Genomic DNA, 20,982 nt, shown 5'->3' on the forward strand with positions numbered 1-20,982 from the left:
GCAAAAATATGAGCGAAATTGAGCTTTTAGAACAAGAAATTTGTTTAGCTTTAGAAGCTGCTAGTGATGAACAGGCACTTGAAGCGGTGCGTGTTGCAGCTTTAGGGAAAAAGGGTAGTATTTCTGAAAAATTAAAAGCGTTAGGAAAGATGAATGCCGAAGAACGCCATACAGCTGGCTCGGCTCTCAATGGGTTAAAAAGCCGCATTTTAGAGTTATGGGCGCAAAAACGTGATTTTTTAAAGCGTCAGACAATGGATGAGCGTCTTTCAAGAGAAATGGTTGATGTGACTTTGCCTGTGCGTTCTTCACCTGTAGGACGTGGACGTATTCATCCTATCTCGCAGGTGATTGAGGAAATTATAGCTATTTATGCGAATATGGGGTTTTCTCTTGCAGAGGGGCCAGATATTGAAACAGATTATTATAATTTTACGGCACTAAATTTTCCTGAAAGTCACCCGGCTCGTGAGATGCATGATACCTTTTTTTTCGATGTTGGCGAAACAGGAGAGAGAAAATTATTACGTACCCATACATCGCCCGTACAAATTCGTATTATGGAAAAGCAACAAACACCGATACGGATTATTATTCCTGGAAAAGCTTATCGTATGGATTCTGATGCTACTCATTCACCTATGTTTCATCAAGTGGAAGGTCTCGTTATTGATAAAGTTTCTACTATTGCTCATATGATGTGGCTTCATGAGACTTTTTGTAAGGCTTTTTTTGAAGTTCCTTCTTTGAAAATGCGTTTTCGTCCGTCTTTTTTCCCTTTTACTGAGCCATCTATGGAAGTTGATATTCAATGTGATCGTTCTGGTTCAGAAGTAAAGTTTGGGGAAGGGGCTGATTGGTTAGAAATTTTAGGGTGCGGGATGGTACATCCTAATGTGCTGAAAAATGTTGGTTTAAATCCTGATGAGTATCAGGGTTTTGCGTGGGGAATGGGCATTGATCGTCTTGCGATGTTAAAATACGGTATGTCTGATTTACGTGCCTTTTTTGATGCTGATCTGCGTTGGTTGGATCATTATGGCTTTCGTTATTTTGATCTATCTTCTTTTTTTTCTGGTTCGAGAAGTACGTGATCTTATCACAGTTTTATGTCAGGTTTAAGAATGAAATTCACATTATCTTGGTTGAAAGATCACTTAGAAACAGAAGCATCTTTGGATGAAATTTGCGATAAATTAACGGCGATTGGTCTTGAGGTTGATCGTGTTGATGATCGTTCTTCTTTAAAGGGTTTTGTGATTGCAAAAGTGTTAACGGCGATTAAGCATCCCAATGCGGATAAATTACAGATTTTATCGGTGGACGTTGGATCTAGCACAGCGATACAAGTTGTTTGTGGAGCTCCAAATGCGCGTGTTGGGCTTGTTGGTGTTCTGGCATTGCCGAGCACTTATATACCTGGATTGGATATGACATTGTCTGTTGGTAAAATCCGTGGTGTTGAAAGTTTTGGTATGATGTGTTCGCAATCAGAGCTTAATTTGTCAAATAAGCATGATGGAATTATTGAATTGCCGTATGATGCACCTGTTGGGGTAGAGTTTGCAGTTTATGCGGGTTTGGATGATCCGATAATTGATGTTAATTTGACACCCAACCGTTCTGATTGTGCGGGTGTTCGCGGGGTTGCGCATGATTTAGCTGCTTCTGGAATTGGGCGATTAAAAGAATTGTCATTGCTGCAGTTTGCCGTTTCTTTTGAACCAACAATTCAAGTATCTTTAAATTTTCCGCAAAACGAATCCTTATGCAAAGGGTTTTCTTGGCGTGAAATTAGAAATATAAAAAATAGTGTGTCACCGCAATGGATGCGGCAGCGTTTGAGCGCAATTGGTTTGAAGCCAATTAATACGTTGGTTGATATCACTAATTACCTAAGTTTTGATCTTTGTCGTCCGCTTCATGTTTTTGATGCAGATAAAATTAAGGGGGATCTGGTTATACGTAGTGGTTATGAGGGTGAGTGTTTTCGGGCTCTCAATGGAAAAATCTATAATTTGAGTGTTAAAGATTGTGTCATTGCAGATGAAGAGGGAGTTATTTCAATTGCCGGTATCATGGGTGGTGAAAGAACTTGCTGTGATGAAACGACGCGTCGTGTTGTTATTGAGTCAGCGCTTTGGGATTCAAAAGGGGTTGCAAAAACAGGTCGTGCATTAGGAATTACCAGCGATGCACGTTATCGGTTTGAGCGAGGTGTTGATCCAGATTTTATGGAAACGGGTCTTGATATTGCAACGGAATTGGTTTTGCGTCTTTGTGGTGGTGAAGCATCTAAGATGAAGGTTGTTGGCTATAAGCCATTAAAAATTAAATATATTTCCTTACCTTTTTCTGAGATTAAAAGGCTGACTCGTTTGGAAATAGGGCGTGAGCGAGTCATGTCTATTTTGACGCAGCTTGGATTTCAAATTGAGAATAAAGAAAAAGAAGATCTAATTATGGTCAGGGTACCAACGTGGCGTCCTGATATTAATGATAAAGCTGATTTAGTAGAAGAGGTTATGAGGATTTATGGGCTTGATAAGATTGTGCCCATTCCATTAGAAAATTTTGCAAATAGAAAAGGTCAAGTTTTAACATGTTTGCAGATTCGTTCTCGCATTGCTCGTTTAGCTTTGGTTCTTCGTGGTATGAGAGAGGCTATGACGTGGTCTTTTATTTCTGATAATCAAGCGGTTGCTTTCGGGGGCAGTCGAGCACAACTTAAATTGGTTAATCCTATAGCGGCTGATATGTCAGTAATGCGTCCTTCTCTTCTTCCTGGTTTGCTTATGGCAGCACAGCGAAATGCTGATCGTGGTTTGTTGGATTTTTCTTTGTTTGAGGTCTCTAACGTTTATGAAGGTGATACTCCTGATAAACAAAAACATGTTGTTGGTGGTATTCGCCGTGGTACAGAACGATTTGAAGGAGTTGGGCGCTTTTGGGGTGGTAATACGATAACGGTTAATGTTTTTGATGCCAAAGCAGATGCTTTGGCTGTTTTAGAAGCATGCAGCATAGATCTTAGCAAAGTACAAATTGAAGTTGGAGCGCCAAATTGGTATCATCCTGGTCGTTCAGGGATCATAAAGTTTGGATCAGAGATAATACTTGGTTTTTTTGGAGATTTTCATCCTGCTGCATTAGAAAGATTAGGTGTTAGTGGTTCTTTATGTGGTTTTGAAATTTTTCTTGATAAAATTCCAGAATCAAAGAAAAAAGCTACTAAAAGACGTTCCTCTTTGAAATTATCACCATTTCAAATGGTACGGCGTGATTTTGCATTTGTGGTTGATAAAACTGTTGCGTCTTCTCTTATTGTTCGTGCTGCGAGTTGTGCGGATAAAAGGCTGATACATTCAGTACAAATTTTTGATGTTTTTGAAGATTCGATGCTTGGAAAAAACAAAAAATCTGTTGCAATTGAAGTTTCTATTCAGCCTACTGAACGTACTTTAACTGATGAAGATCTAGAAGATCTTGCTTTAAAGATAAAAGAAAACGTCATAAAAATGACGGGTGCGTCTTTGCGCAGTTAAGCTATTTTTTTTCATAAAGTTATCCTAGAAGCAGAATTATTTCTGAGTATTCCCCTGTTTTGTTTAGATATATTTTTTTAATTAATCTTTATATTAAGAATATGATTTTTAAATATTAGTTATTTTTTAGTAAAAAATATTTTTTAATATTTTTTTTTAGAAAAATTTTCCATTGCAAAGATAAATGATAGCTGCTATCTACAAAAGACAATGAAAATTATTAGCAACAATGGAGAGAGCTAATGAAAAAAATACTTCTTAGTGCAGTTCTTGCGAGTACTGTTCTTTTACCGAGCTTGGCTTCGGCTCAATATGTTGGGCCGCAGCAAAAAGGATTGATCGGGGGAATTTTAAATCCTCTTAATCTTCTTCGTCCTATTTTTGGTGGTTTGCGTCCTCCTGTACATCCTCCTGTACATCCTCCTGTACATCCTCCTGTACATCCTCCTGTACATCCTCCTGTACATCCTCCTGTACATCCTCCTGTACATCCTCCACAGCAAGTTGTACGTCCTCTACAGCGTCCTGTGCAGATTGATATGAACCCGTACGGTCCTCCACAGGGCAACCCATATGGTCCTGTACAGGTTGATCCATATTGTCCTCCTCCTCCGCCACAACAAGGTTTTCGTCCTCCACAACAGGGTTTCCGTCCTCCACAACAGGGTAATCCATATGATCCTCAACAAGGACAGGGAACAAATTTCCTCGGAACAGATTTTTTCGGAACAAGTTCTTTTTCTACACAGGAAACACAGGGAACATATGTGAATAATGGTTTAGCATGTTATTCTTCTACCTGTAACATTTACTTTTGATGGATGTAGCCTTTCTGGCACTAGAATTTTGAATGAGGGTTAAAAAATATCATGACTTTTGTTGTCATTGCTGATATAATATAAAGTGGAGCAGGTTTTTTATTGACATTAAATCAATCTCTGAACTTATATGCTGAGTTTACGATGTCGTTCTACAGCATGTTGTTTTGTTATGTGTGTGTAGGAGGAGAGTTTTAGCCGTTGTTGATAAATTCAGTAAATTCAGTAAATTCAGTAAAGTCAATGAACATAAGGATGTTTTTTGCTATTGTTTTTGGGGGTTTTGTCTTTTTAACCCCCAGTTTGGTTATTTGCGCCAGCAAATTTAAGGCTGTTACAACTTTCACTATTATTGCTGATATGGCGCGGAATGTTGCAGGTGATGTTGCTGACGTTGAATCGATTACAAAGCCAGGTGCTGAGATCCACGGATATCAACCAACTCCCCATGATCTTATGCGTGCACAAGGGGCAAATCTTATACTATGGAATGGGTTAGAGTTAGAAGTTTGGTTTGAAAAATTTTTCCAAAATATCAAGGATGTTCCGAGTGTTGTTGTTTCTGAAGGTGTTGTTCCAATAAAAATTGGTGAGGGACCTTTTAGTGGAAAGCCGAATCCTCATGCTTGGATGTCACCAATTTCAGCTTTGGTTTACATTGACAATATTCGTGATGCTTTTATGAAATATGATCCTAAAAATTCTGCTACTTATAAAGAAAATGCTGAAGTTTATAAGCAGAAGATTCGGGCGACAATTGATCCTATTATAGCTGAATTGGGGGTATTGCCAGAAGATAGGCGTTGGCTTGCAACAAGTGAGGGAGCATTTAGTTATTTGGCACGTGATTTCAATTTGAAGGAGTTGTATCTTTGGCCAATTAACGCTGATCAGCAGGGAACGCCACAGCAAGTTAAGCGTGTTATTGATATGATACGAAAATACCATGTTCGAGCTATTTTTTCTGAAAGCACCATTTCCCCAGCGCCTGCAAAGCAAGTTGCGAAAGAGACAGGAGCCAGATACGGTGGTGTTCTTTATGTTGATTCATTAAGTGAAAAAAATGGTGAGGTACCGACTTATATTGATTTATTGCGGGTTACGAGTACACGCATTGCGAATGCTTTATCAGATGAGGCACGGGATTAATGGTAGGAACTGGAATATTTGTCCAAGAGGTATCGGTAACATATCGTAATGGCTACACAGCTTTGTATGATGTGAATTTTGAAATTCCAACGAGTTCGGTTGCAGCGTTGATTGGTGTTAATGGATCGGGTAAATCAACTCTGTTTAAGGCTATCATGGGATTTGTGCGCCCATCAAAAGGAAAAATTAGCGTTTTTGATTTGCCAGTTAAAACTGCTTTAAAGAAAAATCTCATCGCTTATGTTCCTCAAAATGAAGACGTTGATTGGGATTTTCCTGTTCTTGTTGAAGATGTTGTTTTGATGGGACGATATGGTTACATGAATTTCTTTCGCTATGCACGAGCACAAGATTATGAAGCTGTCCGTGTTGCGTTAGAGCGTGTTGGCATGTTGGCGTTCGCTAAACGTCAAATCGGTGAACTTTCTGGTGGTCAAAAAAAACGTGTTTTTCTTGCTCGTGCTCTTGCGCAGCAAGCAAATGCTATTTTATTAGATGAGCCATTTACGGGTGTTGATGTGACAACAGAAGATAAAATAATTGCTTTGTTGCAGGATTTACGTAAAGAGGGTGCTGTGATATTGGTTTCTACCCATAATTTGGGGTCTGTTCGTGAATTTTGCGATCATACGATCTTAATAAAGAAAACGATTTTGGCATCTGGATCAACAGAAACAGTTTTTACAAAAAAAATCTTGAGCAAACTTTTGGTGGGACTTTACATCACCATATTTTCGATTTTCAGGAAACCTTAAAAGATGATATATTTATGAAGGGACAGCCGTTACCTGTTCTTAAAGATACTCAAAGAGTAGGGCATGCCGTATGATTTCTTGGTTGCTTGAACCGTTAAGCTATCAATATATGATTAATGCCATGTGGGTTTCTGGGTTAGTTGGGTGTGTTTGCGCGTTTCTTTCTGCTTTTCTAATGTTAAAAGGCTGGTCTTTGATTGGTGATGCGCTTTCTCACGCAATTGTCCCTGGGGTAGCAGGAGCTTATCTCCTAGGATTGCCTTTTTCTCTTGGAGCTTTTTTTTCTGGTGGCCTCGCCGCTGCTGCAATGCTTTTTTTTAACAATCGAACAAAATTAAAAGAGGATGCAATTATTGGACTGATTTTTTCTTCCTTTTTTGCTTTTGGACTGTTTCTTAAATCGTTGAAACCAATGGCTGTTAATATTGATACGATTGTTTTAGGAAATATTTTAGCAGTTAGTTCGTCAGATATTTTACAGTTGGCTTTCATTAGTTTTTTTTCTTTATTTATACTAATTTTAAAATGGAAAGATTTATTGGTTTCTTTATTTGATGAAGCACATGCACGTGCTATTGGATTAAATATAAAGTTTTTAAAAATTCTCTTTTTTACATTACTCGCTGCTTGTACTGTTGCTGCTATGCAAACAGTTGGAGCTTTTTTGGTTATATGTCTTGTTGTGACTCCAGGAGCGACAGCCTATCTTTTGAGTGATCGCTTTATAAACATTTTAGTTATAGCAGTTATAATTGGGACATTCACAAGTATATTTGGTGTTTATGTAAGCTATTTTCTGAATGCGCAAACTGGTGGTGTTGTTGTGCTTTTTCAAGCATTTTTTTTCGCTTTAGCATTCGTTTTTGCTCCTAAACATGGTTTTCTTGCTGCGCGCTTACGCATAAGATCAGCAAAAAGTGTCAGATCAGCAAAAAGTGTCGCGCCATGATCGATCAATTACTACTTCCCTTTCAATTTTCTTTTATGCTGAAAGGTATGGCTATTGTTGTTATTCTTTCTGTCCCAATGGCAATGCTTTCTTGTTTCCTTATTTTGAAAGGGTGGGCTCTTTTAGGAGATGCAATTTCTCATGCAGTTTTTCCTGGGGTTGTGCTTGGTTATATGGTAACACCATGGGTTATAAAATTGTTGGCTTTTTTACCCTTTTCTTTGCTCCAGTATGTACGTCCAGATAATATCACGATGACCTTGATTGCTTGCGGTGCTTTCGTTGCAGGTATGATTTGTGCAATCGTAACGGGTTTTTTAGGAAGTAACAGTCGTGTAAAGCAGGATACGGTAATGGGTGTTGTTTTTTCATCCATGTTTGGTTTTGGGCTTGTCTTGGCAACAGCTATTTACAGCAGCTTAGATTTGAATCATATTTTATTTGGAAATCTTTTAGGTGTTAATTGGCTTGATATTATACAAACGGCAATAATTGCTGCTGTTATTGCTTTTATTTTAGTTGCAAAATGGCGTGATTTTATGCTGTATATTTTTGATTCTGTTCAAGGACGTGCAATAGGATTGCGGATATCAGTACTCCATTATATTCTTTTGACGATGATTTCTCTCACTATTGTTGCAGCCTTAAAAGCTATTGGAATCGTTTTAGTGATTTCTTTGTTAATTGCTCCAGGAGCAATTGCTTATCTTATAACTAAGCGGTTTTCTTTTATGTTAGTGATTTCTGTACTTGTTGCGGCTTTTTCTGGTTTTTTAGGAATTTACCTAAGTTTGTTTATTGGTTCTGATTCTGCTTCTACGATTGTGTTAATTTTAACGCTTATCTTTATTGCTATTTTTATATCTATTTTCTTTTGTAAGAGAACGCTTAAAGATACCTTATTTCAATAAATTTATGCATATTAGATATGCATTTTTATGTATTGTTTCTGATATTTATTTTAACTAGACAGCAGAGTGCTAGGTTATTTTTCCTCCTAATATCTAGCAGGTGGGTGCAGTGTTTTCTTCCCCCCCTCTAGTTCTGCATTCACAATCGAGAGGCTGCATTGATTTATTCTGCAGCCTTTTTGTTTGTGAATTTCTAAAAAAATTATCCCAATTGCTTGAAAACTATGAAATGGTCATCATATTGCGTAAGCTATGAGCCGTTTTATTGATTTAAAAGAAATTGTTGTTGAAATGTATCCACCAATAAAAATAAGGCTGTGTTGGAGAATGTGTATATCGAGTTTTTAAAAAGCAAGGAAATACATGTTTGTTTCTTGTAAGGGACAATGATATTAGAGAATGAAAAAAAAATTTAGAACATCTCATCTTTTGCGTATTTGCTATTCTATAGTGGGATGGGCAATGATTTTGTTGGGTGTTATTGGTGTAGCACTGCCTATTATGCCGACTATGCCTTTTTTATTAGTTGCTTCATGGTGTTTTGCCCATTCATCGCCACGTTTTCACAGTTGGTTGAAAAATCACCGTATTTTGGGACAACCTATTAAACAGTGGGAAGAAAAAAAAGCTATTTCGCTGTTTGTTAAAATTCTTGCAGTGATTAGTATGGCTTGTGGCTTTTTATCATTTTTTATGATATTTGATCCTGTCTTATGGCTTGCTTTATTGGTTGCTGTTGTCTTACTGTCAATTGCTATTTATATTGTAACGCGCCCATCTTCATAGTGGCAGAAATAAAATATTTTGTTCTCCAGCTATTTTTTATTATAATTTTGTTAGCTCTATGAATAAAGCACTTTTGCTTTCAAAGTTTGAGACATTATTATGTTGATAATCGTATAAGTTTTCAGCTATTTGTCTCAACTTTGTATAAGTAAGTGAAGCGGTTATTACGTTTGCTTGTTTTCATTTTTAAAAAAATTTATATAACGCTGTACTTCTCGTGGGTCACCGGTAATTTTTTCAGGATTATCTGAAAGTTTTACAGTGGGTCGGCTATTAGCGTGGGTGACTTTACAAACAAGAGAAATGACATCAAAGTTTGCATTTTTTTGAGGTGCACAACCTATAAAATCGTTGGTAAGATTTGTTCCCCATCCAAAACTCATGCGTACTTTACCGCAAAAATGGTGGTAAGTTTTCTCGATCGTATTGACATCAAGTGCATCAGAAAAAATTAGTAATTTTTTTTGTGGGTTTTGTCCTTTTTCTTTCCACCATTTGATAATACGTTCACCGCCCTCAATGGGCGGAGCGCTGTCAGGTCTGAAACCTGTCCAATCAGATACCCAATTGGGTGCATTACGTAAAAATGCTTCTGTACCGAAAGTATCAGGCAAAACAATTAAAAGATTTCCACTATAGTAACGGTTCCAATCTTGTAGGACTTTGTATGGTGCTTTTTGCAATTCGTTATTATTATCGGCTAGGGCAGCAATAACCATGGGTAATTCATGTGCATTTGTACCAACAGCTTCTAGATCTGCGTCCATGGCGAGAAGGATATTGGAAGTCCCCATAAAAGAATCACCAATTCCTTCTTTTAATGCTTCAACACACCAACGTTGCCACAAAAAGGAGTGGCGACGTCTTGTACCAAAATCAGATATTTTAATATCAGGTAACTTTTTGAGACGTTTAATTTTATTCCACACTTTTGCTTTAGCATGAGCATACAGGACATCGAGAGCAAAACGTCCCATATTTTTCATGGCAGCACGTGAACGTAATTCGCTAATAATGGCAAGGGCGGGGATTTCCCACATGGAACTATGAGCCCATGGTCCATGAAAATTAAGGATATATTGGCCATCTTTGCGGGTTAACTCATATTCAGGGAGCTGAAAATTTTCAAGCCAATGGAGAAAATCTGGTTTGAAAATTTGTTTACGACCGTAAAATGTATTACCAGCAAGCCAAATCATTTCCTTTTTAGTAAAACGCAAACTAAGGGCATGATCGAGTTGTTCACGCAATTCACCTTCATCAATATTGTCGACAAGACGGATTGTTTTGGTACGGTTTATGAGGGAGAAAGTAACGTTTACATTTGGGTAAAGTCCCCAAATCATCTGTACCATGAGAAGCTTGTAAAAATCTGTATCCAACAGTGAACGGATAATTGGATCAAGTTTCCAAGTATGATTATAAACACGTCTAGCAATATCCGTATGATCCATGACCTTTTCTCTTATGAGATGATTAAAACCTAAGATTATGATGCACTGACGTAGTCATCATAGGAAACGAAAAAACTATAACAACTCTGTTATTTTGAGCAATAAAAAAAAAAGCTTTCTATTTCTTCCATTTTTAAGATTTAAAATTTTTATTTATTTTTTTACTTCATTCCTTTGAATTACGGTATATTCTTCAATTTAATACGAAGTATGTTATTAAATCTTGTATTCAACTTTAATGATATAAACAATCAACAAGTAGATTTTGTTCAATTGGTAAGAATGAAGGTAAGTCCACGTTCCAATAAGATTTTACTCATATATTTATATTTAGAAAAATGTCTGTTTATTTCTCTAATTGATAATTCCGTTTATGTGAAAGGCTTAGAGAAATAAAATTGGTATTTTTACTTAACCGATTGTGTAAATTTTTTGCTACTCATATTTAGGAGATAAAACGCCTTTATCAGAAACAACATAATAGGTAATTCGTATGGAGTATCTTGGGATTTGTAAATTAGCACAAAAAGGAATGTTGATTTCAGATAGTTATTAAGAGCACGTTTATAATAAACGTTTTAGGTATTATAATTCTTTTAGCTGATTTTAAAATTAAGAGAGAAATATCATTAAAAAATAAAAAAAGGTTGCTAGTTTTCCTAGCAACCTAAAATTTAATGATTTTTCTAAAACGTCAATCTTGTTCCTGCTTTTTTAGAGCTGCACCTAGAATGTCACCAAGAGAAGCACCTGAATCAGTCGATCCATATTGAGCAACAGCTTCTTTTTCTTCAGCGATTTCTAAAGCTTTGATGGATACAGAAATTTTGCGTGTTTTTTTATCAAATGCAATGATACGGGCATCAACTTTCTGACCAACAGAAAAACGCTCTGGTCGCTGTTCATCACGATCACGTGCCAAATCAGCTCGGCGAATGGTCGTTTCAAGATTGTGGTCAATTAGTTTAACATCAATACCATTATCATTAACCGCAGTGACCTCGCATGTTACGATTGTGCCCTTACGTAATTCACCAGATGCTGCTGCCTCTCCAACTTTATCGTTAAAAAGTTGTTTAATTCCAAGAGAGATACGTTCTTTTTCAGTATCAACATCAAGAACCACAGCTTTAACGATATCACCCCTATTGTAAGTATCGATAACTTGTTCACCAGGACGATTCCAATCGAGATCAGAAAGGTGAACCATACCATCGACGTCGCCTTCAAGACCGATAAAGAGACCAAATTCTGTTTTATTTTTTACTTCTCCTTCAATTTGTGAATTCACGGGAAATTTATTTGCAAAAGCCACCCACGGATTCTCAAATGTTTGTTTTAAACCAAGAGAAATACGTCGCTTAGAAGGATCTATTTCAAGAACAACAACTTCTACTTCTTGTGATGTAGACAAAAGCTTTCCAGGGTGGATATTTTTCTTTGTCCAACTCATTTCGGAAACGTGGATCAATCCTTCGATTCCCGGTTCAATTTCAACAAAACTACCATAGTCAGTAATGTTTGTAACAGCTCCAGTGATTTTTTTACCAACGGGATATTTCGTGCTGATGTTTTCCCAAGGGTCATTTTCAAGTTGTTTCATTCCAAGTGAGATGCGGTGTGTGTCTTGATTAATACGAATAATTTGAACTTTAATAGTTTGACCAATCGTGAGGATTTCAGATGGATGATTAACACGTCGCCACGCCATATCTGTGACGTGTAAGAGGCCATCAATTCCACCAAGATCAACAAAGGCACCATAATCTGTTATATTTTTAACAACACCTTTAACAATTTGGTTTTCTTCAAGATTTTGAACAATTTCTGAACGCTGCTCGGCCCGACTTTCTTCCAGTACAGTACGACGTGAAACGACAATATTGCCACGACGACGATCCATCTTCAAAATTTCAAAAGATTGTGAATTATGCATTAACGGTGAAACATCACGAATGGGACGAATATCAACTTGACTACGAGGTAAGAAAGCAATAGCACCGTCGAGATCAACTGTGAAGCCTCCTTTTACTTGGCTAAAAATGACCCCATCAACACGTACTCCAGCATTAAATTTTTCTTCTAAACGAGTCCAACTTTCTTCGCGTCGTGCTTTTTCACGGGATAAAACAGCTTCACCCATCGCATTTTCAATACGCTCAATGTAAACTTCAACTTCATCACCAATTTGCAAGGAACCATCTCTTCCTTTAGCTCCAAATTCTTTAAGTGGAATACGTCCTTCAACTTTAAGACCAGCGTCAATAATGGCCATATCTTTTTCGATTGCAATAACACAGCCTTTAACAACGGATCCTTCATTAAGATCGTTCGCTTTAAAAGATTCCATTAGAAGGTTTTCAAAATCCGCTGTTGTGGGATTATATTGTGACATAAGAACTCCTGAACATACCTTACATTGTAAAAGGCATAAGCGCTAGGTTAGTGTTGATATAGAGCAATTTCCTACCTTTTTTCTTAACGTACTTTTCTTAACGTACGGGAAGAAAAATTAGCGCTAGGTCAGAAATTACCCCTACGAATTTACTTAAACTACATGAGCTCTTATAACAGGATCAATAAGAGAGCATGCAGCCATAAATGTTGCCTCTATACTCAATTCTGATGTATCAAGCAAGTGGGCGTTTTTAGCTGGTTTTAGAGGACTGTGTTCACGGGTTATGTCGCGACGGTCGCGTTGCTTGAGATTGGCAAGGATTTCATCGTAGTTTGCTTTGCCTTCTTTTTTTAAAATTTCTTGATAGCGACGTTTTGCACGTACTTGATCATCGGCTAAAATGTAAAGCTTGATATTTGCATCAGGGCACACGGTAGTTCCAATATCACGGCCATCAAGTACACTTCCAGGCAGAATTTTTGCAAAGTTGCGTTGTTTTTCTACAAGAATTTCCCGCACATCTGGTATAATTGCTATTTTCGAAGCAGCTTCACCAAGTTCATGGGAAGAAAGAAGCTCTGGATTTAAAGTGTTTAGATCAAGTCTTTCAGCATATACGATAGCACTTTTTTTATTGATAACTAATTTTTGCTTTAAAAGCGCATGGGCAACGCTGCGGTAAGTAAGGCCGGTATCTAAGTGGCGAAGATGATAATGAGCAGCGATTGCTCGTGCTAATGTTCCTTTTCCTGCTGCTGCTGATCCATCAATTGCAATAACGAAAGGTTTTAGCATATCTTACCTCCGAGTTGTTGCATAAAAGGAATAAATTCTGGAAAACTGGTAGCAATCATTCGCTTATCATCAATAGTAACAGGTTTTTCTGATATTAACCCAAAAACAAGAAAGCACATAGCAATTCGATGATCAAGATGTGTTGTGACATGCCCACCACCTAATTTTTTTGATGAAGTTTTTCCGTGAACAACAAGAAAATCTGTACCTTCTTCACAGTCAACGTTATTAATTTTTAAACCTTGAGCAATAGCTGATAGTCTGTCTGATTCTTTAACACGAAGTTCTTCAAGTCCTAACATAACTGTTTTTCCATTAGCAAAGGATGCTGCTACAGCTAAAGCAGGATATTCATCAATCATTGATGTAGCTCGTTCTTTGGGCACAGTTATGCCTTTCAGAGTTGATGATTTAACTCGTAAATCAGCTATATCTTCTCCACCCATTTTGCATTGATTCAAAAATTCAATCTTAGCTCCCATTTCCAACAATGTTTCAATAAGTCCCATTCGAGAGCTATTGATAAGGACATTTTCAATGGTGATATCGGAATCCTCTACAAGAAGAGCTGCGATAAGTGGAAAAGCTGCGGAAGAAGGATCTCCAGGAATATCAATGTTTTGTCCAGTGAGGTGTGGCTGGCCGTTAAGATGAATAAAGCGGGTTCCTTCTGCATCTATTTCTGTTTCAATTTCAGCACCGAATGCTTTCAGCATTCTTTCTGTATGATCTCGAGTAAAAGTTGGTTCAATAACGGTTGTAATTCCAGTGGTATTGAGTCCAGCAAGTAAGATTGCTGATTTAACTTGAGCAGAAGCTACCGGAATACGATAGCAAATAGGAGTAGATGTTTTAGGACCGTAAAGCGTTAAGGGGAGGTGATTATCATGTGTTGCTTCAATTTCAACGCCCATTAAACGAAGTGGGTCGAGAATACGCTTCATTGGTCGCTTGGATAGAGAGGCATCACCAACAAAGGTTGTTTTCATATGATAAGTACCAACCATTCCCATAACCAAGCGAACACCTGTGCCAGAATTACCGAAATTTAAAGGTTGTTGTGCAGTTAAAAGACAACCATTTCCGGTTCCATGAATAATCCAGAGATCATTTTTTTTATGAATACAGGCTCCCATAGCCTGCATAGCAGCAGCTGTATTTAGAACATCATCGCTTTCAAGCAATCCATGAATACATGTTTCACCATTTGCTAGCCCCCCTAATATAAGGGAGCGATGGGAAATTGATTTGTCTCCAGGTATCTTGATTTTACCAGAGAGATTTGTAGATTTATAAGCAGTTGCGGGTGTTATTTTTTGCATAGAAATTTTATTTAATTTTGTCTAAAATCTATTGAATATTTTGTTAAATCAGGCATTTTAACACATGCTTCGAGAGGCGTCATGGGAAAATGCGTGTTGAATAGTGTATTTTCTTTGACAAGAGTATTATCTTTCGATTAAGCACCATAAAATTCGTCTTTAATAATGAAATATAATTAACCGAAGAGGGCATAGTTTATGGCAAAACAAGAACTTGGAACTAAACGTGTTGACCCAGAAACGGGAAAAAAATTTTACGATCTTAATCGCGATCCTATTGTGTCGCCCTATACAGGAATTTCTTATCCTCGTTCTTATTTTGAAGTTGCAGCAGCGGAAGCAAGCAGCGAGGAGGATGTTGATGCCGAAGAGCTTGATACAGCGCTTGAAAAATCTGCCTTTATGCTTCTTGAAGAAGACGTTGATGCTTCCAAAGATGATGATATTCCTGATTTAGGGGATAGCGACGTGGATATTGGTGATGATGATGATGCGTTTTTGTCTCATGATGAGGATGATGAAGATGAGGATGTTACTGGTATTCTTGGAGGTGGTGTTTCCAATGACGATGATGTATAAGAGATCATAAAGTGCAAATTCTTCTTGATCTTCTGTTTTTATCGTTTTAAGAAATTTCTTGAAATCTCCGTCTTTTGAGGGGCTATAGCTCAGCTGGGAGAGCGCTTGCATGGCATGCAAGAGGTCAGCGGTTCGATCCCGCTTAGCTCCACCAAATAGGTTACAATATTTTTTCAAGTAAAACACAAGTATTTTGAAATAACCTGTACTTCAGACAATTAGAGCTATGGTGTTTGCGTAGGTTCTTTTCTTTTTATTTTTTTTAAATTTTAAACTTCTTTTATTTCATAGTAATTAGCCATGTGTTTGTATTATTCAATATTTACGAAATTTTGTTGCAATGAGGGTAAACAAAGTGGAGCAGTAGTTCATAACGATTGTTTATCATTTGTGCTGCAGATGAGTAAAAATGATATAAGGAAAAAGGTTTTATCGAAAATCTTTATTGGATTATAAGTAATGGCTGTTGAGTAAGGATTATATACGGCTTGTAATTTTGTAATTTAATTGTCTTAATAGACGCGTTTTTCTATTTTTATGCTGAAATGTCCATTTTTAGAATTGTGTTGTAACACATTGTAACACAACATAGGAAATGGGAGATTATTCGAGGGGAAAAAATAATGCCTTCTTACCGTTCAAGAGTATCGACGCATGGGCGCAACATGGCTGGAGCTCGTAGTCTTTGGCGTGCAACAGGGATGAAAGATGATGATTTTGGCAAACCAATTGTTGCCATTGCAAATTCTTTCACACAGTTCGTGCCAGGGCACGTGCATTTAAAAGATCTTGGACAACTTGTAGCACAAAACATAGCTATTGAAGGAGGTGTTGCAAAGGAATTCAATACGATTGCTGTAGATGATGGAATTGCTATGGGGCATGATGGAATGCTCTATTCTTTACCTTCGCGTGAGATCATTGCAGATTCCGTTGAATATATGGTTAATGCTCATTGTGCTGATGCTCTTGTATGTATTTCTAATTGTGACAAGATTACACCTGGTATGCTAATGGCTGCTTTACGGTTAAATATTCCAACAATTTTTGTTTCAGGTGGCCCTATGGAAGCAGGCAAAGTCAAATGGAAGGGGCAGGATATTACTGTTGATTTAGTTGATGCAATGGTTGCAGCAGCATCTGAGTGCAATACAGAAGAAGAAGTTTCTGAAATAGAGCGTGCTGCTTGTCCTACATGTGGTTCTTGTTCAGGAATGTTTACAGCTAATTCTATGAATTGTCTTACGGAAGCGTTAGGGCTCTCTTTTCCAGGAAATGGATCAATGTTGGCTACGCATGCAGATCGTCGAATACTTTTTGAAGAAGCCGGACGGCAGATTGTTTCATTGGCTAAACGTTACTATGAAAAAAACGATGAAACAGTTTTGCCGCGTTCTGTTGCCTCGCGTAATGCTTTTAAAAATGCAATGACTGTTGATATTTCTATGGGAGGATCAACTAATACTGTTTTACATCTTTTAGCGGCGGCGCAAGAAGGTGAGGTAGATTTTACTATGAATGATATTGACCGTCTTTCACGTCATGTTCCTGTTTTGTGTAAGGTTGCACCTTCCGTTGCTAATGTACATATGGAAGATGTTCATCGTGCTGGCGGCATTATGGGGCTTTTAGGTGAACTAGATGTAGCTGGACTTATTGATACGTCCGTTTACACGGTTCATGCGAAAACAATGAAGGAAGCCCTTTGTAATTGGGATATAAAGCGGACAAATGAAACAAAGGTTCATGCATTTTATCGTGCAGCACCAAGCGGTATTCCAACACAGACAGCTTTTAACCAATTTTGCCGCTATGATACTCTTGATCTTGATCGTAAAGTAGGTGTAATTCGCGATGTTAAACATGCTTATTCACAAGATGGGGGGTTGGCGGTTCTTTATGGAAATCTTGCAAGGGATGGCTGTATTGTGAAAACAGCAGGGGTTGATCAGTCAATTTTAACTTTTAAAGGTCCAGCAAGGATTTTTGAAAGTCAAGATTCAGCTGTTTCAGCAATTTTGACTGATAAAATTAATTCAGGTGATATTGTCGTAATTCGTTATGAAGGTCCACGTGGTGGTCCTGGAATGCAAGAAATGCTCTATCCAACAAGCTATCTTAAATCGAAAGGGTTAGGAAGTGCTTGTGCGCTCATAACAGATGGACGTTTTTCAGGAGGCACTTCAGGCCTTTCTATCGGACATATTTCACCAGAGGCTGCTGAAGGAGGAGAAATTGCTTTGGTAGAAGAGGGTGATATTATAGAAATTGATATCCCAAATCGTACCATTTGCATGTTGGTCGATGAAATTGAAATTACGCATCGTCGAGAGAGGATGGAAAAAAAGGGAAAAGCGGCTTGGAAACCAGTTGAAGAGCGTAAAAGGAAGGTTTCAAAGGCTCTTAGAGCATATGCAGCTATGACAACTTCTGCTGCAAAAGGTGCGGTGCGCAATGCTTAATTTTAAAAAAAATCAGTGATTTATTTTTGAAATTATAAACGAAGATTTTTCTGTTAATGTAATATGGTATATTTTCCATCATTTACGGACGAAGAAGAGATAACAGTATCGTTGAATAACAGGGGCGAGCTAAGTTTAAGCAAAAAATGATTTCTTTATTTATTTGCTACAGAAGGTTTATTTTTTTCAAGTTGTTTTAGGCGATAAAGTTCTTCTAAGGCATCTTTAGGAGATAGCTCATCTGGGTGGATGTTTTTTAAAGCTTCATGAAGTATGCAGCATTTGTCTGTTTTTCCATTTGCGAATTCTGTTTCTTTAGGGGAAAAGAGTGGTAAGTCATCAATTAGTTTGTGTCCTTTTCTAGCCATTTCGTCCTGTTCTAATTGATGTAGCACATTAGTAGCTCTGGTGATAACCGTTGCAGGAAGTCCAGCGAGTTTTGCTACCTGTACTCCGTAAGATTTATCAGCAGCTCCCTCTGTGATTTCATGAAGAAAAATTACATCACCATCCCAACTTTTAACTTTCATCGTCACATTGTGGAGACGATCAAGCTTTTCAGTAAGTGCTGTCATTTCATGAAAATGTGTGGCAAGAATAGCACGACAGTGGTTAACTTCGTGGAGATATTCAACCGTTGCCCAAGCAATTGAAAGTCCATCAAATGTTGATGTGCCTCTCCCAATTTCATCAAGAATAACAAGAGAATGGCTGCTCGCATGATTCAAAATTGTTGCTGTTTCAACCATTTCCATCATAAAAGTTGAGCGCCCTCGTGCGAGGTCATCAGAAGCACCAACACGGCTAAATAAGCGATCAATAACGCCGATATGTGCTGAAGATGCTGGGACAAATGAGCCCATTTGTGCCATAATAGCAATGAGAGCATTTTGCCTTAAAAAAGTTGATTTTCCTCCCATATTAGGACCTGTTAGCAGCCAGATTGCTGCGTACTGATGGTTTTTTTGCATCGAAAGATCGCAATTATTGGCTATAAATGGTTCTGCTGCTTGTTTTCGTAATGCCTGTTCTACAACAGGATGGCGCCCTGCAGTGATACGAAAGGTAAGTGAATGATCAATCGTAGGACGACAATATCCTTGTTCTTCAGCTAAATGTGCCAATGCAACAGATACATCTAAAATAGCGAGTGCTTCAGCAGCTTTACGAATAAAATCAGCTTGTGTGGTAATTTCATTAACAAGGGTATCAAAGATTTCCAATTCAAGCGTTATGGTATGATTTGCTGCGTGGGCGATACGACTTTCAAGTTCGGCAAGTTCTGTTGTAGTGAAGCGCATAGCATTTGCCATTGTTTGTCTGTGAATAAAGCGCGCTTTTGCTTGTGGAGTATTGGTGAGAGCGGGTGCTTGTAGATTTGTTACTTCAATGAAGTAGCCTAAGATATTGTTATGTTTTATTTTAAGTGTTTTAATATCCGTTTCTTGGGCATATTGTGCTTGAAGTTCGGCAATAACACGACGAGACTCATCACGCAGAGCGCGCGTTTCATCTAGCTCTTTATGATAATGAGGGCGGACGAAACCGCCATCACGTTTTAGGAGTGGTAGGTTATCGGCCAGTGCTTGTTCTAAATGCAAATGTAATGCAGTTGGCAAATGTGAAAAAACCTCTTGTACTTCGCTTATTTCTTGGGGAAGTAATTCATTATTAAGCAGTTGATTAAGTTCATGAATAATTTCAAAGCCACGCTGAATTGTTGCCATATCACGCGGTCCTCCTCGATTAAGAGCTAAACGTGAAACTGCACGTGGCATATCTGGGCCCCCCTTTAAAATGAGTTGTATAGCTTTTGCAAGAGATGTATTGCGCAGAAAAAAATCAATAGAATCTAGTCTCTTATTAATAGCAGAAGGTGTTGTTAGGGGAGAAATTAAGCGATCAATGAGAAGGCGCGAACCACCTCCTGTAACAGTACGGTCAATAGCTTTTAGCAAGCTGCCATCACGCTGTCCTGCTGTGGTTCGAACAAGCTCAAGACTCATCCTTGTTGCAGCGTCAATAAAAAGGGTAGCATTTTCATTTTGGCGTTCAGGGCGCATTAATGGGGGGCGATGAGTGATTTGTGTTTTTTCGATATAGCGAATTGCAGAGACGATGGCAGAGAGTTCAGAATGTGAATAATCAGCAATACCTTCTAGGGTTGAGAGTTTAAAATAACTACAAATGTCGCGTTCAGCGGTGATTATATCAAAAAGATTTGCTGGTTGAGGTGAGATGATACGATTGAGTGTATTAAAAAGCGATTTATGGGATTTATCATGAAAAAATGAGTCAGCTACGATTATTTCTTGCGGATCTATACGCATGATGTCTGTTAAGAGTCTTTCTTGACGACTTTCTGTTACCCTAAATATACCTGTTGAGATGTCAATCCAAGAAAGAGCAAATTCTTCTCCATCATTAGTTTTTATGCGAGTTAGTGCCATAAGATAGTTTGCACGCGTTGGATCAAGAAGTTTTTCTTCTGTTATGGTTCCAGGTGTGACAAGACGAACGACATCACGCCGAACAACAGATTTTGAACCACGTTTTTTAGCTTCTGAAGGATCCTCCATCTGTTCGCAAACCGCAACGCGGTATCCGCAGGCAATTAATTTTTGCAGATAATCATCCGCAGCATGAACGGGAACTCCACACATAGGAATCTCCTGACCTAAATGTTTTCCACGTGTTGTCAGTGTAATTCCTAAAGCTTGGGCAGCTTCAATTGCATCATTAAAGAACAATTCATAAAAGTCACCCATACGGTAAAAGAGAAGAGAATCATTATTCACGGATTTAATTGCTATATATTGTTCCATCATAGGTGTTGGGCGTTCTTGATGCGAATTGGAAGAGGGCGTTGAGCGTGGAATTAAATTATTTCTGTGGTTAATTTTGTTATCCATTTTTATGTGCCTGTTTTCTTCAATAGAAGCTTGAATTCCCTTTTTTGTTTACTTCGATGTTTATCTTCATTATCTCTGAATGGAAATGTATGATAGGGTTTGCCAAAGAAAGCATAGCGATTTCTGGTATGTGAATCAAATTTTAAA

General features: G+C 37.9%; 14 protein-coding genes, 1 tRNA gene and 1 pseudogene. 11 read left to right on the top strand and 5 right to left on the bottom strand.

What is annotated here, in order from left to right; genetic code table 11:
* Nucleotides 1–8: 8 nt before the first annotated feature.
* The 8 genes and pseudogenes from pheS to V4P54_RS05970 all read left to right on the top strand — a co-directional run bounded on the left by pheS (nucleotide 9) and on the right by V4P54_RS05970 (nucleotide 8,913).
* Nucleotides 9–1,094, top strand: a complete 1,086-nt coding sequence (pheS, locus tag V4P54_RS05935; protein WP_455477104.1) for a phenylalanine--tRNA ligase subunit alpha — start codon at nucleotides 9–11, stop codon at nucleotides 1,092–1,094.
* A gap of 30 nt (nucleotides 1,095–1,124) precedes the next feature.
* Nucleotides 1,125–3,545: a phenylalanine--tRNA ligase subunit beta gene (gene pheT, locus V4P54_RS05940; RefSeq protein ID WP_455477105.1), complete on the top strand. Its 2,421-nt coding sequence runs from the start codon at nucleotides 1,125–1,127 to the stop codon at nucleotides 3,543–3,545.
* Nucleotides 3,546–3,787: 242 nt separating this feature from the next.
* Complete coding sequence (locus V4P54_RS05945) at nucleotides 3,788–4,363, top strand: hypothetical protein (RefSeq protein WP_455477106.1); 576 nt, start codon at nucleotides 3,788–3,790, stop codon at nucleotides 4,361–4,363.
* Between the two features lie 243 nt (nucleotides 4,364–4,606).
* Complete coding sequence (locus tag V4P54_RS05950) at nucleotides 4,607–5,512, top strand: metal ABC transporter substrate-binding protein (RefSeq protein WP_455477705.1); 906 nt, start codon at nucleotides 4,607–4,609, stop codon at nucleotides 5,510–5,512.
* Nucleotides 5,512–6,341, top strand: a pseudogene (locus V4P54_RS05955) (manganese/iron ABC transporter ATP-binding protein). Before V4P54_RS05950 ends, V4P54_RS05955 begins: the two are co-directional and overlap by 1 nt.
* The gene (locus tag V4P54_RS05960) at nucleotides 6,338–7,216 is read left to right on the top strand and encodes a metal ABC transporter permease (RefSeq protein WP_455477107.1); all 879 of its coding nucleotides are present in this window, start codon (nucleotides 6,338–6,340) and stop codon (nucleotides 7,214–7,216) included. The pseudogene V4P54_RS05955 and the gene V4P54_RS05960 overlap by 4 nt, the downstream one beginning before the upstream one ends.
* The gene (locus tag V4P54_RS05965; RefSeq protein ID WP_455477108.1) at nucleotides 7,213–8,127 is read left to right on the top strand and encodes a metal ABC transporter permease; all 915 of its coding nucleotides are present in this window, start codon (nucleotides 7,213–7,215) and stop codon (nucleotides 8,125–8,127) included. Before V4P54_RS05960 ends, V4P54_RS05965 begins: the two co-directional genes overlap by 4 nt.
* 399 nt (nucleotides 8,128–8,526) lie before the next feature.
* Nucleotides 8,527–8,913 (top strand): YbaN family protein, encoded by a 387-nt coding sequence (locus V4P54_RS05970; protein WP_455477109.1) that lies wholly within the window; start codon nucleotides 8,527–8,529, stop codon nucleotides 8,911–8,913.
* 164 nt (nucleotides 8,914–9,077) lie between these two features.
* Here the strand turns inward: V4P54_RS05970 and pncB are convergent, their stop codons facing one another.
* The 4 genes from pncB to aroA form a co-directional block, all read right to left on the bottom strand.
* Nucleotides 9,078–10,367: a nicotinate phosphoribosyltransferase gene (pncB, locus tag V4P54_RS05975; protein WP_455477110.1), complete on the bottom strand. Its 1,290-nt coding sequence runs from the start codon at nucleotides 10,365–10,367 to the stop codon at nucleotides 9,078–9,080.
* Nucleotides 10,368–11,061: 694 nt separating this feature from the next.
* Nucleotides 11,062–12,762 (bottom strand): 30S ribosomal protein S1, encoded by a 1,701-nt coding sequence (gene rpsA, locus V4P54_RS05980; protein WP_455477111.1) that lies wholly within the window; start codon nucleotides 12,760–12,762, stop codon nucleotides 11,062–11,064.
* A gap of 153 nt (nucleotides 12,763–12,915) precedes the next feature.
* The gene (gene cmk / locus V4P54_RS05985; RefSeq protein WP_455477112.1) at nucleotides 12,916–13,560 is read right to left on the bottom strand and encodes a (d)CMP kinase; all 645 of its coding nucleotides are present in this window, start codon (nucleotides 13,558–13,560) and stop codon (nucleotides 12,916–12,918) included.
* A complete protein-coding gene (aroA, locus tag V4P54_RS05990) occupies nucleotides 13,554–14,882 on the bottom strand; it encodes a 3-phosphoshikimate 1-carboxyvinyltransferase (RefSeq protein ID WP_455477113.1) in 1,329 nt (442 codons plus the stop codon). The genes cmk and aroA overlap by 7 nt, the downstream gene beginning before the upstream one ends.
* A 198-nt stretch (nucleotides 14,883–15,080) precedes the next feature.
* Between aroA and V4P54_RS05995 the strand changes: the two genes are divergently transcribed.
* The 3 genes from V4P54_RS05995 (at nucleotide 15,081) to ilvD (ending at nucleotide 17,923) form a co-directional block, all read left to right on the top strand.
* Nucleotides 15,081–15,461 (top strand): TIGR02300 family protein, encoded by a 381-nt coding sequence (locus V4P54_RS05995; protein ID WP_455477114.1) that lies wholly within the window; start codon nucleotides 15,081–15,083, stop codon nucleotides 15,459–15,461.
* Between the two features lie 78 nt (nucleotides 15,462–15,539).
* A tRNA-Ala gene (locus V4P54_RS06000) sits at nucleotides 15,540–15,615 on the top strand.
* Between the two features lie 469 nt (nucleotides 15,616–16,084).
* Nucleotides 16,085–17,923, top strand: a complete 1,839-nt coding sequence (ilvD, locus tag V4P54_RS06005; RefSeq protein WP_455477115.1) for a dihydroxy-acid dehydratase — start codon at nucleotides 16,085–16,087, stop codon at nucleotides 17,921–17,923.
* 155 nt (nucleotides 17,924–18,078) lie between these two features.
* On the opposite strand, the gene mutS is transcribed toward ilvD, so the two are convergent.
* Nucleotides 18,079–20,835, bottom strand: a complete 2,757-nt coding sequence (gene mutS, locus V4P54_RS06010) for a DNA mismatch repair protein MutS (RefSeq protein WP_455477116.1) — start codon at nucleotides 20,833–20,835, stop codon at nucleotides 18,079–18,081.
* Nucleotides 20,836–20,982 lie beyond the last annotated feature (147 nt).

It is taken from the genome of Bartonella sp. B41, from assembly GCF_053795765.1.